This window comes from Saprospira sp. CCB-QB6 (genome assembly GCF_028464065.1).
GTDB lineage: Bacteria > Bacteroidota > Bacteroidia > Chitinophagales > Saprospiraceae > Saprospira.
Genome location: NZ_CP116808.1, coordinates 897,411 through 912,414 on the forward strand (window position 1 = coordinate 897,411; position 15,004 = coordinate 912,414).

At 45.7% G+C, this 15,004-nt stretch carries 10 protein-coding genes; 7 read left to right on the forward strand and 3 right to left on the reverse strand.

Annotated elements, in window-relative coordinates; genetic code table 11:
- Positions 1-53 precede the first annotated feature (53 nt).
- From PPO43_RS03440 to PPO43_RS03450, 3 genes are all read left to right on the forward strand, one after another.
- Positions 54-1,187 carry a fatty acid desaturase family protein gene (locus PPO43_RS03440; protein ID WP_272620406.1) on the forward strand — a complete coding sequence of 378 codons (1,134 nt, stop codon included), beginning with the start codon at positions 54-56 and terminating at the stop codon, positions 1,185-1,187.
- A gap of 216 nt (positions 1,188-1,403) precedes the next feature.
- The gene (locus tag PPO43_RS03445; RefSeq protein WP_272620407.1) at positions 1,404-1,910 is read left to right on the forward strand and encodes a hypothetical protein; all 507 of its coding nucleotides are present in this window, start codon (positions 1,404-1,406) and stop codon (positions 1,908-1,910) included.
- Between the two features lie 81 nt (positions 1,911-1,991).
- Complete coding sequence (locus tag PPO43_RS03450) at positions 1,992-2,777, forward strand: SAM hydrolase/SAM-dependent halogenase family protein (RefSeq protein WP_272620408.1); 786 nt, start codon at positions 1,992-1,994, stop codon at positions 2,775-2,777.
- Between the two features lie 239 nt (positions 2,778-3,016).
- Here PPO43_RS03450 and mdh read toward each other — a convergent pair whose 3' ends face one another.
- Positions 3,017-3,970 carry a malate dehydrogenase gene (gene mdh / locus PPO43_RS03455; RefSeq protein WP_272620409.1) on the reverse strand — a complete coding sequence of 318 codons (954 nt, stop codon included), beginning with the start codon at positions 3,968-3,970 and terminating at the stop codon, positions 3,017-3,019.
- A 401-nt stretch (positions 3,971-4,371) separates the two neighbouring features.
- On the opposite strand from mdh, the gene PPO43_RS03460 reads away from it, so the two are divergent.
- From PPO43_RS03460 to htpG, 4 genes are all read left to right on the forward strand, one after another.
- Positions 4,372-5,943: a zinc-dependent metalloprotease gene (locus tag PPO43_RS03460; RefSeq protein ID WP_272620410.1), complete on the forward strand. Its 1,572-nt coding sequence runs from the start codon at positions 4,372-4,374 to the stop codon at positions 5,941-5,943.
- A gap of 386 nt (positions 5,944-6,329) precedes the next feature.
- Entirely contained in the window at positions 6,330-7,844 is a 1,515-nt protein-coding gene (locus PPO43_RS03465) for a catalase (RefSeq protein WP_272620412.1), read from the forward strand.
- Between the two features lie 66 nt (positions 7,845-7,910).
- Entirely contained in the window at positions 7,911-8,462 is a 552-nt protein-coding gene (locus tag PPO43_RS03470) for an ankyrin repeat domain-containing protein (protein ID WP_272620413.1), read from the forward strand.
- 104 nt (positions 8,463-8,566) lie between these two features.
- Complete coding sequence (gene htpG, locus PPO43_RS03475; RefSeq protein WP_272620414.1) at positions 8,567-10,426, forward strand: molecular chaperone HtpG; 1,860 nt, start codon at positions 8,567-8,569, stop codon at positions 10,424-10,426.
- A 974-nt stretch (positions 10,427-11,400) separates the two neighbouring features.
- Here htpG and PPO43_RS03480 read toward each other — a convergent pair.
- Positions 11,401-13,545 (reverse strand): CHAT domain-containing protein, encoded by a 2,145-nt coding sequence (locus tag PPO43_RS03480; RefSeq protein WP_272620415.1) that lies wholly within the window; start codon positions 13,543-13,545, stop codon positions 11,401-11,403.
- A gap of 36 nt (positions 13,546-13,581) precedes the next feature.
- Positions 13,582-14,694, reverse strand: coding sequence for a glycosyltransferase (locus tag PPO43_RS03485; protein WP_272620416.1), 1,113 nt, complete (start codon positions 14,692-14,694; stop codon positions 13,582-13,584).
- Positions 14,695-15,004: the final 310 nt, after the last annotated feature.

Genomic DNA, 15,004 nt, shown 5'->3' on the forward strand with positions numbered 1-15,004 from the left:
CGCCTTCTCATCCTTTTGAACTGGTACCGAAAAGGACCAAAAGAAACAGATTTATGCCAAAAACCATCCGTTTTAGCCTAGCTGATCAGGCTAAATTTTTTCCGACCCTACGCAAAAGGGTCAATCAGCACTTTCGCGACAAAAATATTGATCGCAATGCCGATAGCCGAATGTACCTCAAGACTACGGTCATGCTGGGACTCTATTTCATTCCCTTTGCCCTAATTTTAGCCAACTTTTTACCCCTCTGGGCCGTCATGATCTCCTATATCGTTATGGGAATCGGCCTCGTCGGTATCGGCATGAATATTATGCACGATGCCAACCACGGCTCCTACTCCAAAAATCCTACAATCAATGCCCTCTTGGGTTATACCCTCAATTTGGTGGGCGGAAACTCCTTTACCTGGAAGGTGCAGCACAACATGATGCACCACACTTACACCAATATCTACGGCTTTGATGAAGATATTGAAGATAAACCTTTTCTCCGCCTTTCCCCCAACGGCAAACTCAAATCCTATCACCGCTTTCAGCACCTTTATGCGCCCATTTTATACGGACTCGCTACGGTTACTTGGATTCTATGGAAGGATTTTGTGGCCCTCAATGCCTATACCAAAGAAGGAAAAACAGCAGCTATGGGAAGTACACACAGCAAAGAGTTCTGGATTCTGCTTAGTACAAAAATTGCCTATTGGGCCATCTTTTTCGCCCTGCCTATTGCGCTTACTTCTTACTCTTGGGGCTTTTTGCTGCTCGGTTTTTTCTTTATGCACATGACCGCCAGCATGATTATGACCCTGGTCTTTCAAGTGGCCCATGTGGTAGAACTTACCGACCATTTTCAACCCGATGAACAAAACGAAGTGGAAAATGTCTGGGCGATGCACCAACTCGCCACAACTTCTGATTTTGCCCGAGATAATAAACTGGTTTCTTGGTTCCTCGGTGGCCTGAATTTCCAAGTGGAACACCACCTTTTTCCCAATATTTGCCATGTGCACTATCCAGAAGTTGCCAAAATTGTTAAAGCTACAGCCGAGGAATTTGGCGTGCCCTACTATGAGTTTAAAACTTTTGGCGGCGCAATCAAATCTCACTTCAAAAGCCTCAAAGCCCTAGGCAATAATGAACTTACAGCCGTCCAATTGCCCAAAACTTCTGGAGCTGCTATTATTAAGTAAGCTGTTTTGGGGCCTCCGCAGCAAAGCTGCGGCGCTACGTTTCGGGGCTCGCTGTTCGCTCGGCCCTTCAGCGCTACGCGCTTCGGTCTGGCCTACGCCCCCCCCTCCACATCGCTAGGCCAAATAGAAGGTCTTCTCTGCTTATAGAGAAGACCTTTTTTGGTGCTCTAAAAGCTTTTGACTATATTTTGGATATCAAACAAAGTCAAAATAATTATGCAAAAGAAAATGGGGCATACGCCCAAAATGATCCTAAATTTAGAAGGGCAATATTGGAAACTAGCCGAAAAAGAAACTCAAGATACTACAGCCTTTCAGGCCCTAGCCGCCCCTCTACAACGCATGATGTTGGGTGCTTTCTCGGCCCTCTTACTCAAAATTGATCGGGCAGGAATTTACTTTTTTGCTGCTGAAAAAGAAGGTCCCTCCGCTAGCTACCACTGCCTAGAAGAACAAGAGGAGCAACTCAAACTAAAAATTCAGCCCTTAGACGAAAAACAAAAAGCTAGAGAAATTGAACTCTCTTGGGAGAATGATTATTTGAAGATCGTTGGTTTATTACCTGCCGAAGCCGCCCTTTTCTACGAACAAGCAGATTGGCAAAGCTATACGGAAGAAGAACAAGCTGCTTATGAGGCCCAAATGCAAAAAATTGTCGATCAATTTGGCCAAGATATGCGTCAACAAATCCAACAACAACATCAGACTCGAGAAAAACTTTAAGCGCTTCTTATTTGTAGGCCAGAATAAAAGAATGTTTTAGCAAACTTCTTTTAATTTTGTGGCGCTTAACCAATACTTTTTATGCAAGCCTCTGGAATTATTACCCTAACGACCGACTTTGGTGTCCGCGATCATTATGCGGCCCTACTCAAAGGACATATTTTGTCGGAGGGGCAGGCTGTGCAGTTTATTGATATTTCACATCAGGTGCAGCCCTATAATATTGGTCAAGCGGCTTATTTATTGGGCGCTAGTTTTTGGGCCTTCCCTAAAGGGAGCATTCATATTGTGAGTGTGCACAACTTTTATCAGGAGCGGCCTCGTTTTTTGGTTATTGCTCATAAAGAGCACTATTTTATTGGTCCAGATAATGGCGTTTTTTCGCTTTTATTCAAGGAAAAGCCCAGCAAAATCTACCAACTCATTAGTGATGAGCCGCCTTCTTTATTAAGTATGCAGCGTTTGTTTGCCAAAGCTTCGGCCCATTTGATTGCGCAACAACCTTTGGAGGAAATTGGGGAAGAGAGTGATGAACTTTTGGAGCGCATCAGTTTGAATGCGGTAGTGAGCAAAGATTATATTCGGGCAGCGGTGCTCTATATTGATGTCTATGAAAATGTGGTCCTCAATGTAAATCGAGAGCTTTTTGAGGAGATTGCGGAAGGGCGATCCTTTGAGCTTTACTTCAAGCGTTTTGATCCGATTAGCGATTTGAGCTTGCATTATGCGGAGCAGGCCGTGGGAGAAGTACTTTGCTTATTTAATTCTTCGGGTTTGTTGGAAATTGCGGTAAATGCGGGCAAGGCGGCCTCTTTATTTGGGCTGAAGGTAGATGATAGCGTACAACTTGAATTTTTGAATGAATAGCTGGCTGAGGCCAGCTTTTTTTTGGTCCAAATTGCGTGTTGCAGGCGGCGCAGCCGCCTGGCTGAGGGATGGATAGCAGTGGCCGTAGGCCAGACCGAGGCGCATAGCGCCGAAGGGCCGAGCGAGTAGCGAGCTGCGGCACAGCCCGACCCGAGCGTAGCGAAGGGGCAGCCCCAAAAAAAAGGCTTAAAAGTAGTAAATACCACTCTTAAGCCTTTAGGATGGATATAAAGAAAGGACTAAGCCTCTTCTTTTTCTTCTAGCAAGCCCATACCTTCGAAAGTTTTTACGACAGAGCGTACTGCTTTTTCAGAAGTATCGAGCAACTGTTTTTCTTCCTCATTGAGTTTCAATTCGATAACTTGTTCGATACCGTTGCTCCCCAATTTCACGGGAACGCCGAGGTAGAGATCTTCTACGCCATATTGGCCTTTGAGCCAAGCGCAGCAAGGGAAAATGCGTTGTTCGTTGCGAACGATAGCGCCAACCATTTGGGCAGCGGCAGCACCTGGAGCATACCAAGCAGAAGTACCCATTAGTTTAACGAGTTCTCCTCCACCACCTTTGGTGCGTTCGATGATAGCGTTGAGTTTATCTTCTTCGATAAGCTCTGTAACGGGGATACCAGCTACGGTTGTGTAGCGAGGCAAAGGCACCATAGTATCGCCATGTCCACCCATGAGGACCGCTTGGATATCGCGGGGAGAAACGTTAAGCTCCATAGACAAGAAAGCGCGGTAGCGGGCAGTATCGAGGATACCAGCCATACCCATTACGCGGTTTGAGGGCAAACCAGAAGCTTTGAAAGCGGCGTAAGTCATTACATCGAGAGGGTTAGACACCACAATGATGATGGGGTTTTCGCTATACTCAAGGATAGATTTAGTTACCGCAGTAACGATTTTGGCGTTAGTTGCGATCAAGTCGTCGCGGCTCATGCCGGGGCGGCGAGGGATACCAGCAGTGATCACTACGATATCAGAGTTCTCGGTATATTTATAATCAGAAGTACCGATAATGCGAGTGCTATAACCATCGATGGGGGCTTGTTGGAAGCTATCAAGGGCTTTACCTGCGGCCATATCGCCTTTAAGGTCTAGCAATACTACTTCGTTCACGATGTTTTCGTGAGCCAAAACATTAGCGCAAGTAGCACCTACATTTCCGGCTCCAACTACAGTTACTTTTTTCATACTGTATTGAATATAAGTTTTATAGGATATTTTAAATAGGCAAAGAGCGCTTGTCGTTCTTTGCTTCTGCTGAAATTCTTGTGGTTTGACCAAGCTTATTCGCTAGCTAAATGCGCCAAGGCATTTTGTCAATACATCTATATAATGTAATTTTGCTAAGCTTTTGCTCAAGGTATAATTAAGAATTCCTTAATTTAGGCCCAAGAACAGCAGCTAATATACAGTTTTTTCGATGATTCTAAAGCTCGCTTTGTTTTTTTTACAAAAGCTTAGCAATGGGCTAAAAAAATCGAAAAAACCTATCCTAACTTTGTTACGTTTTATAAGATAAGACTTAGCAGCGAACTAACTTTTGGGCTTTTGCAGGCCTGCTTTAATAAAATCCTAAAGTGCTTATATTTATGCAAACATCTTTATTCCGCCTACTTTTCCTCTTCAGCCTGTTGGGGGGTAGCGCATTTTCGGGCCTACAGGCTCAGCAAACAGGCCACAACCACATTGGTTGCGGAACGACTATTCAGACACAGCTAGAGCGCAAAACTAGCCTAATGGAGCATCGTCGTAATCGTACAGAACTTCTACAAGAGTTAAATGTATTCAAGGCAAGCCGTGCCGCTAACGATAGCATTTCTTATGTGCCGATACAATTTCATGTTTGTGGAGAAAATGATGGTTCTGGTTATGTGGATGTAGAACGCGTTTTGGGCTCGGTTTGTCGCTTAAATGACGACTACCGTGGACAAAATATCCAGTTCTATATCTACGATATGAACTATATCCCCAATAGTTTGCTCTATAACCATGGTAACAGCTCAGGAAACCCTACAGCGATTTACTTTATGTCTCTATATAAAGTACCTGGTGTTCTCAATATCTTTATAGGACGTAACGTAACAGCTAATGACGAATTCCTAGCTTACTACACTAGCCTACTTGATGTAGTGTTTTCTTTTAAAACAGGTGTTGGACCTGGCGATCCCACTCTTACTCATGAGTTGGGTCACTTCTTTACCCTGCCCCACACTTTCTTTGGCTGGGAAGGTACTAACTACGCCAATGAACAAATCAATGGCAAAGCCCCCTCTATGGTAGGTGGTATGCAAGTAGAAAAAGTAGTTCGTGGCGCAGCCGGCGAAAACTGCCAAATCGCAGCCGATGGATTCTGCGATACTCGCCCCGATTACTCTTCTGACCGTGCAAACTGTCCTCAAACTGCTATTTTCAACGATCCAGATAGCGTAGCGATCGATCCTGATGAGACTAACTTCATGAGCTACTTTGCCGATAACTGCCTTACCTCTTTTTCTAATGAGCAAAAAGATGCCATCCTTCTTGATTTCGTATCAAGAGGTTATCACCTATTTGATACGCCCAGCCCTCTTTATAGCTCTGCTGCACCCACTATTGACTGGCCCAACGCCGGATCTTTAGTCGGTAGCCCCGACCAAGTGGAACTACGCTGGACTGGCGACGCTTCAAATAGCTATTACCTCGTTACCGTAGAACGCCTACTCAATGGTACCGCTATCAGCGCCGAGACATTTTTTACCGCTAACGAGTTCTACTGGCTTAGCCTACTCCCCAACGCTCAATACCGTTGGACCGTTCAAGGAATGACAGCCTATGACGTTTGTGGAAACTTTGTTTCTGCCCCAGCCGATTTTAATACAGCTGACTGGGCTACTGGCATCAAAACTACTGCCCTTCCCTTACAGTCTTCTCGCGTATTCCCCAACCCTGTTGGAAATAACGACGAGCTCAATATCGAGATCGAAGTTAGCCAATTGACCGAAGTGAATATTAAGTTGACCAACCAACTCGGCCAACAAATGCTACCCGCTCAAACTATTCAAATCGCCCCCGGCAAACAAGTAGAAACCCTCTACACCAATGACCTTGCCCCCGGCGTTTACTTCGTACAAATCGAAACTGCTCAAGAACGTATTAGCCACAAAGTAGTGGTGCAACCCTAAGCAGTTATTCATACGGCAATCATCTTATTGATTCCTACCCTAAACTCCTCTCAACTTTAGTTGAGGGGAGTTTTTTTTGGGGGCTGCCCCTTCGCTACGCTTGGGTCGGGCTGTGCAGCAGCTCGCTACTCGCTCGGCCCTGCGGCGGCTGCGCCGCCTTGGTCTGGCCTTCGGCCACTGCTTACCATCCCTCAGCCAAAATGAATAGCGCTGCTTAAACCATAGTTTGCAATAAAAGGGAGCGCCTTTAAATCTGGCTATTAGCTGCTGCAGAACAGTTTAACTACATCGAATATTTCGATATAAAACCCACAATTATCAATTGAAATAATAATACTCATCTTCTACTTTAGCGCTAATTATTCACAAATAAAAATTACTTCAAGATGAGTAAACCACTATGCATTGCGCTTTTCTTACTCTTAGGTTTCCACCTCCAAGCTCAAGAAGTCTTGCGATCCAACACTGGAGCCCCCGTAGGCGACAACCAAAACTCTAAAACTGCAGGAGAATACGGCCCTGTTCTTTTAGAAGACATTTACCTCATTGAAAAGCTAGCTGCCTTCGACCGTGAACGCATTCCCGAACGGGTCGTCCATGCCCGCGGAGCAGGTGCCTTTGGCTATTTTGAGGCCAGTAAAGATATGTCTGAGTACACCATGGCCGCCCCCTTCCAAAAGGTAGGTCAAAAAACAGAGGTAGCCGTTCGCTTTTCTACCGTAATTCACGGCAAAGGCTCTCCCGAAACTGCCCGCGACCCTCGCGGTTTTGCCGTGAAGTTCTATACCGAAATGGGCAATTATGATATTGTAGGGAATAATCTCCCCATTTTCTTTATCCGAGACGCCATCAAGTTTCCCGATATGGTACACTCCCTCAAGCCCTCACCAGTAACCAATAAACAAGACCCTAACCGCTTTTTTGATTTCTTCTCTCATATTCCCGAGTCAACTCATATGCTCACTCGCCTTTATTCTGACTACGGAATTCCAAAAGGCTATCAATACATGAATGGAAGTAGCGTACACGGCTTCAAATGGATCAATAAAAAGGGAGAAATGGTCTATGTGAAATATACTTGGATCTCTAAACAAGGAGAAAAAAACCTTACCGTAGAAGAAGCAGCCGAACAACAAGCCAAAGACTGGCAACATGCTACCGTTTCTCTATTCAAAGATATTGAAGAAGAACGCTTCCCCGCTTGGGATCTCTACGTGCAAATCATCAAAGCAGAAGATATCCATAGCTTTGATTTTTGGCCCTTAGATGCTACTAAACACTGGCCCGAAGACAAAATCGAAATGATTAAAATCGGGACGATGTATTTGAATAAAAATCCTCGCAATTATTTTCAACAAGTAGAATCTATCGCCTTTTCTCCAGGTAGCTTGATTCCAGGTATCGAACCCTCAGAAGATAAATTGCTCCAAGGCCGCTTGTTCTCTTACTTCGATACACATCGCCACCGCCTAGGCCCCAACTACCTGCAATCAGAAGTGAATCGCCCCAAAATGCAAGTGGAAAACTACAACTCAGATAGCTACGCCAGCAGTCGCAACCAAAACTTTGAAAATGCTGATGTTAACTACCAACCCAGTAGCCGCGCCCAACTCACTGATGATAATCAGTACCGAGCCAATCAACAAATGATCAAACAAGCTAAAATTGGCCAACAAAAAATCTCAAAAACTAATGACTTTGCCCAAGCTGGCGAGTTCTATCGCAGCCTCTCTAAAAAGGACCAAAAGAACTTGATTAGCAACCTAGCAGGCGACCTCGGTCAAGTTAAAGACAAAAATATCCAAAAAACAATGATCGGCTATTTCTATAAGGCCGATGCAGAATACGGTATGCGCCTAGCCAAAGCCCTAGGCTTTAGCCAAAAAGATTTCATGAAGTAATCTTATCCCAATGCCTGCAGCCCCAATAGGGGCTGCTTTTTACCATTATTTCCAATCTAATTAGCCATGAAAAAGTACCTATATCTTTTCTTGTTTTTATTGAGCACTCAATTTCTTTCGGCCCAAAAAGAAGCCGCCTTTGAAGCCGTACGCCAAGGCGAGTTGACCAAACTCCAAACTTTGCTCAAAGAAGAACCCAATTTATTAACAGCCCAAAATGCTAGAGGACATAATTTGCTCATTTTAGCCGCCTATTATGAACAAACTGACATTTTGGCCCACCTAATTAGCGCTGGAGCCAATTTGGACCATCAAGACGCTTCAGGCAATACCGCCCTGATGGGGGTTTGCTTTAAAGGCTATGCCGAAGCCCTAAATTACTTAATTGAAGGCGGTGCAAAAGTAGATCAAGAAAATTATAACGGAGCTACCGCACTTACCTTTGCTGTTACTTTTGGACATGAAGAACTCGCTAAAGCATTACTCGAAGCAGGTGCCAACCCCGAACATAAAGACCAACGCGGAATGAGCATCCGACAACATGCAGAACTCCAAGGCAACCCCCAAATTTTGGCCCTCTTAGCCCAATACCCGCTGACAGAAAAAAACAAAAACTGACAAACTGTCAGCAAAAATAGGCTTGGAACAAGCTTTGAAAAAGGGCTGCTGAGATCCAACTCGGATCAATAAACTTGTTTAGATCGACTAAAAAATAACACAACATGCAGAAAGGTAACATTTCGGTACAAACCGAGAATATCTTCCCCATTATTAAGAAATTTCTCTACTCTGATCATGAAATCTTTTTGCGCGAGCTTGTCGCCAATGCCGTAGATGCTAGCTCTAAGTTACTTACCCTAGCCAACCGTGGCGAAGTCCCCGGCAAGGTAGATAACCCCCGCATCCAAATTATCACCGATCCCGAAGCCCAAACCCTAACCATTAAGGACCAGGGAATCGGTATGACGGAAGAAGAAGTGATGAAGTACCTCAACCAAGTCGCTTTCTCTTCAGCTAAAGAGTTTTTGGAGCAATACCAAGACGAAGCCAGCATTATCGGCCATTTTGGCCTTGGCTTTTATTCGGCCTTTATGGTGGCCAAAAAAGTAGAAGTTCGCACCCTCTCTTATAAAGAAGGCGCCAAAGCCGTTCAATGGAGCTGCGAAGGCGATCCCGAATATACCCTAGAGGATATCGAAAAAACAGATCGCGGTACCGAAGTGATCCTTTACCTCAATGAAGAAGATGACGAGTTTGCCCAAGAAGCACGCATCCAAGGCCTACTCGATAAATACTGTAAGTTCTTGCCCATCGAAATCCAATTCGGAACTCGTGAAGAGCAAATCGAACTGCCCAAGGAAAATGAAGAGGACGAACCCACTTACGAAACGAAGACGGTTCCCAATATCATCAATAATCCTCGCCCAGCCTGGAAAAAACAACCCAATGAGCTTAGCGAAGAGGATTATAAGGCGTTCTATAATGAGCTTTACCCCACTAGCGAGCCCCCTCTGTTCTGGGTCCACCTCAATATCGATTACCCCTTTGACCTAACCGGTATTTTGTACTTCCCCAAATTGGGCAACCAAATGGAAGTACAACGCAATAAAATTCAACTCTATGCCAATCAGGTCTATGTTACCGATGAGGTAAAAGAGATTGTTCCCGAGTTCCTCACCCTCTTGCATGGCGTGATCGACTCTCCCGATATTCCCCTAAACGTTTCTCGCTCTTACCTACAAAGTGATCGCAACGTAAAGAAAATTACGGACTATATCACCAAAAAGGTGGCCGATAAACTCCACGAGATTTTCCGCAAAGAACGCCAAACCTTTGAGGACAAATGGGAGAATATGAACATCTTCATTAAGTATGGCTATATCTCCGAAGATAAGTTTGCCAAAAAAGCAAGCAAGTTTATGCTCTTGCAAAACACAGAGGGCAAACTCTCTACACTCGAGGAGTATAAAAAACTCGTTAAAGAGCAACAAACCGATAAAAATGGCCAGCTCATTTACCTTTATGCCAACCAAGTAGAAGCCCAAGATGCTTACATCCAAACGGCTAAACAAGCTGGCTACGATGTCCTCCAATTTGATAGCGTAATCGATACGCACTTTATCCAAAAGTTGGAGCAAGAGCTAGAAAATACCCGCTTTGTACGCGTAGATAGCGATAGCATCGACAAATTGATCCAAAAAGACGAAGAGCAGGAATCTATCCTCAATGAGGAACAAAGCAAAGAGGTCGAAGAGATTTTCCGCACGGCCGTGAGCAACAGCCAAGTGAATATCCAACTCGAGGCCCTCTCTCCCGACAGCTTCCCGCTCATGATTACTCGACCAGAGTTTATGCGCCGTATGCAGGAGATGTCTATGCTCCAAGGCGGCAATAACAATATGCCCGAGTTTTTCAACCTAGTGGTCAATAGCAACCACCCGCTAATTAGCAGCATTTTGGAAAGCAAAGATGCCGATAAAGCCAAACAATTGTATCAATTGGCCCAATTGCAACAAGGTATGCTCAAAGGCGCAGACTTAACCAACTTTGTGCAACAAGCCCTCAGCTGGATGAATAAGTAGTATTTTAGTAAGTAGTGAATACAGTGCAGTCCTGTCTAACTTCGGTTGGACAGGACTTTTTTTATGTTTTTTTGGGGCTGCCCACTCGCTTCGCTCGGGTCGGGCTGTGTCAGGGCTCGCAGGCCTGCTCGGCCCTTCGCAAAAAATGCTGCGCTTTTTTGCTCGGTCTGGCCCTGCGGGCCACCCTTTTCCATCCCTCAGCCAATGCCGTGTAAAATTTTGTGTGTGCCCTTTCCTGCACTTAGGGACATACCCCTAAATAACTGTAGGTTAAAACCTACAGCCATATGTGGTATTGCTGCGCAATGATGTATGAATGAGGGTTAAAACCCTCATAAAATTAAAAGGCCCAAATTTTATTCTAATACACAAAATCCTGAACAGTCTCAGTAAAAACCTAGCTCGAGCTTGACAAATGCTAGGTCGAGCTAACAAAAACCTAGCTCGAGCTTAACAAATGCTAGGTCAAGCTAATAAAAACCTAGCTCGAGCTTGGCAAATGCTAGGTCAAGCTAATAAAAACCTAGCTCGAGCTTGACAAATGCTAGGTCAAGCTAATAAAAACCTAGCTCGAGCTTGACAAATGCTAGGTCGAGCTAATAAAAACCTAGCTCGAGCTTGGCAAATACTAGGTCGAGCTAGTAAAAACCTAGCTCGAGCTTGGCAAATACTAGGTCGAGCTAGTAAAAACCTAGCTCATTGCTATTGAGTAATAAGTTCATTAAGTCAGTAACTTAACTTTTCATTAACAAATAGGCATAAAAAAAGGATCAAAACCTAGGGTTTTGATCCTTTTGGAGGCCGAAGAAGAGGGCCAAAAGAAAGAACAAAAGATGAGCGGCCCAGCGCTGCGCAGCGGTGGCCGCAGGCCAGACCTAGGCGGCAAAGCGCCGCAGGGCCGAGCGAATAGCGAGCCGCGAAGCATAGCGGCGGCCAGCTATGCTGGCCGCGGGCCCCAAAAAAAGAAAAATAAACTAATCGTTGACCGTTGTATTTCGGCCTAAATCTATGCGATTGATGCGCCAAACAAAGATCAGGAGGGCCAACAAACTGAAGCTAGCCAGAATAGAATAGAGCCAATATTGCTCAAAAAAGCTTCTTTTGCCTAGGGCCATAGTTTGGCGATCGCCTAGGTAGAGATAGGCGCTCCAGTAGTGAGGAGCGGCCCATTGGGGGTCTAAAAGTAGGCTGAGTTGTGCCTCGCGGAAAGCCTCTTCCTTATGGTAGCCCTTGGCCAATAAATCGTAAAAAATAGAGAGGAAAGCCTCCTCGGCTTCGGGAGATTTGGGCCAGCGGCTCAGTAAAAGTGAGGAAAGGCCATTCTGGGCAAAGCCATTGCGCCAGAAAATGAGTTCTTCGGCAGTGGCTTGGCGTTCGGGCAAAGCCACAAAATAGAGCAAAGCCGTTTTGAGGGGCAGCTGGCTGAGCGCCCAAGCGGAAAGGCTATCTTTGCCAAAAAGGTAGGGACTTTCTATATTTTCTTGGGCCAAAGCCAGGTGGATCAGGCTATATTCTGCGGAGCTTCCTAGGCGCTTAAAGTCAGACAATTTGCCTTCTTTTGCTCGGTAAAAAGAGCCTCTAAAGCGTTGGAAAAGCACATCAAAACCAGAGCTGGGCAAGAGTCCCATAGCGGGAGCTCGTTGATCGATGGCCAGCACATTTTTGCCAAAGCTGGCTTTTTGCAGACTGCTATCAATGGGTAAAAACTGATAGCTGAGTTCCTGTTCTTTAAAGAGATAAGGCAGCTCGGCATAGCTTTTTTCCTCGGTAACGGGTTGGCGCAAAAGGGCCTCGAAAGGCAATTGCCAAAGCGGGCCATCCAAATAAAGTTGTAGTTTTGATTTTGTTTCGGTTAGTCCTAGGGCCAAAAAGCGCTTATAAAAGCTGTGTGCTTGTTGCAAATAGACCTTATCGGGTTGCTCTGTTTTTTGGGCCAGCAGGGCGGCTAACTGAGTCGTTGCTTGTCGAAGGTCTTCGGTCCGGCCCAGCTTCCAGAAGCCTAATAATTGTTCGGCATCAGCGGCCAAAAGGTAGCTTTCTTCTTCGGCCGTATAATAGAGTAAAAATTCTTCCCCTGCGCTGAGTTTGCTGCGCAATTGGGCCAGGCTAAATGTAGGCAGCGGGGCGTAGCTTGCGGCATATCGGCTGGGTGATTCCTCGGCTAAGCGGGCCTGCCAAATAGCTAAATTGGGAGTTGTTTGTCCTTCTAGCAGCAGGCTATCGGCTCGAATATCGGCTCTATTGGGCCAAAGGATGGCTCTTTTCTTCCAGATTCGGGTTTCTAGGGCTAGGCGCAAGCCCTGCTCAAAATATTGGGCTTGGGCCTCTTGGCTATACTGTTGTTGATAAAGCGCCACCGATTGTTCCCAAATTTGTTGGGCTAGTTGGAGCAGCGGTTTGCGCAAAGGGCTATAAGGGCGCAATTGGCCCCAGGCCTGTTCGAGTTTTTGGCGGCTCACTTGTAGGGATAACAAAGCTGATTTTGCGGGTTCCCAACTGGCTTGCAGGGCTAAAATTTCGGCCTCTAGCAATAGGCTTTCGGTTTGTTGGCCCAGATCAGCCAATAGCTCCAAGGATTTTTCGGCCAAATACTTTTTCCGAAAGGGTTGGGCCGTTCGTTGCAGCTCTAAGAAATAGGCTTTAGCCAATAAAAGGGCATGTTTTTCTCGGCTTAGGAACTGGATTGCCTGTTCGAGATAAATGGGAGAGCTTGGGCGTTTTTCGGCTAGTTGCAATAAAATTTGGCCCCAATAAGTGGTATTTTCTAGACCTTCCCAATAAGGCAAAGCGGCTTCAATATCTTCTGAGGCAAGGGTTTGGCCTGTTTTCCAGCGCCAGAGTACTTGCAAACTATCTCCATCACTAAGGCTGTCAATTAGCCTAAGGCCTTCTTGCCAAAAGGGAAGTCTATTGGGCAAGGGTAAGTTGCCCAAGGTTTCTAGATAAGCTAGGCGATCTGGGCCTTCTAGGGCTTGCAAAGCATCTTTCGCTTGCGCCTCAGCGCCCTCCCAGTCGAGAGCAGTTTGACGCTTTTGAATATCTTCAATTGACTGTCCAAAGCTGGCAACCGTGGTAAAACTGAAAAATAGTATTGTCAGAAGGGGCTGTATTCGAGCCATAAAAGTAGCACTAAGGGTGTTGGTAGATAGTGCGCATTAGAGCGCTTCGTAATAGGTTAATAACTTTTGGGCTTCCTTTTCCCAGATCCAATCTTGTTTAGCCAAACGGCAATTGGCCTGCAATTGTTGATAGCGTTCAGGATTCTCTAGCAGCTCTCGAATAGCCTTGCTAATAGCGGAGGGGCTCAACTCTTCGAGTAAGAGGGCCACTTCATAATCTGCTAAATGTCGTTGGTATTCGGGAAAAGCCATATTGAGACTAGGCTTTTCTGCTTGAACGTAATCAAAAAACTTATTGGCCAAAGAAAAGTAATAACTCTGTCCCTGATGTTTGAGTAAATTGAGGCCCAAATGAGCTTGAGGAGTTATTTTATGTAGTTCTTCAGGGGCTAAAAAGCCCCAAAATTTGAGCTGTTCCCCCAAGTTAAGACTTTGCGCTTGTTCTTGCAAACTTGCCATTTTATCGCCCTTTCCCAAAAGCCAAAGCTGTACCTCTTGGGCCGAAAAATTGGGTAAAGCCTGCAGGAGCTCTTCTAGGCCTCGGCCTTCGTTCAACATCCCTTGATAAATGAGAATCAAGGGACCAGCTGTTGGATAAGCGGCTGCTTCTATTGTTTTATCTTGGGCCAAAGGCAGGTTGCGAATTACGCCAAAGGGCTTGCCGTGTTGCGCTTCAAATAAATCTGCCAAACTTTGACAAACGGTATAGGCTAAATCAACTTTTGGAATATAATAGCGGGCTATCCAGGCCCAAATAGCCCGTATTTTTGGGCGTCGGACCACCTCTGGCATTTCTTCAAAATACTCATGGGCATCAAAAACTAAGCGCTTGCCTTTTAGTCGAGCCGCAGCGTGTCCCGCTGGCAAACTATCTAAATCTACCGAACAAAGGATATCAAACTGCTGAAAGAGCAAAAAGAAAAATAAGCGCAACTGATACTCTAAATAAAAGAATTTGCCTGCCTGAAAAAAGCAGTTCAAGCGCTTCTGCGAATAAGGTCTATTGGGCAAAGGCAAAGAATCCTTTTGCTTTCGCCCCACTAAAGTTAGGGCATAGCCTTCTGCCTGCAAACTACTACAAATCCGATGCATACGCTGATCTTGCAAAAGATCATTGGTAACTGTGCAATATATTTTTTTCTTTCCCATGGCTCAAAGATAGATAAGAGATAGCAAGAACTTACAGCTTTTCTCTTTCTGACTCCTTTTTTTTGGGGCCTGCCGCCTTTGGCGGCCGGGCCCTTTCGGGGCTCGCAAGCCTGCTCGGCCCTGCGGCGCTTTGCGCCTCGGTCTGGCCTGCGGCCACCCCTACAGGCCCCTAGGCCAATCCGCCCCACTGCTCAGCTAAAAGCCGCTAAAGCGCCTTCAAGCTTCGCAGGCTCGCGCCAAGCGCAGCCCGGCCGGCGGTAGGCGGCAGCCACCTCCTCCCCTGCTTTTAGCCTAGTCTGCCCCTCAATAT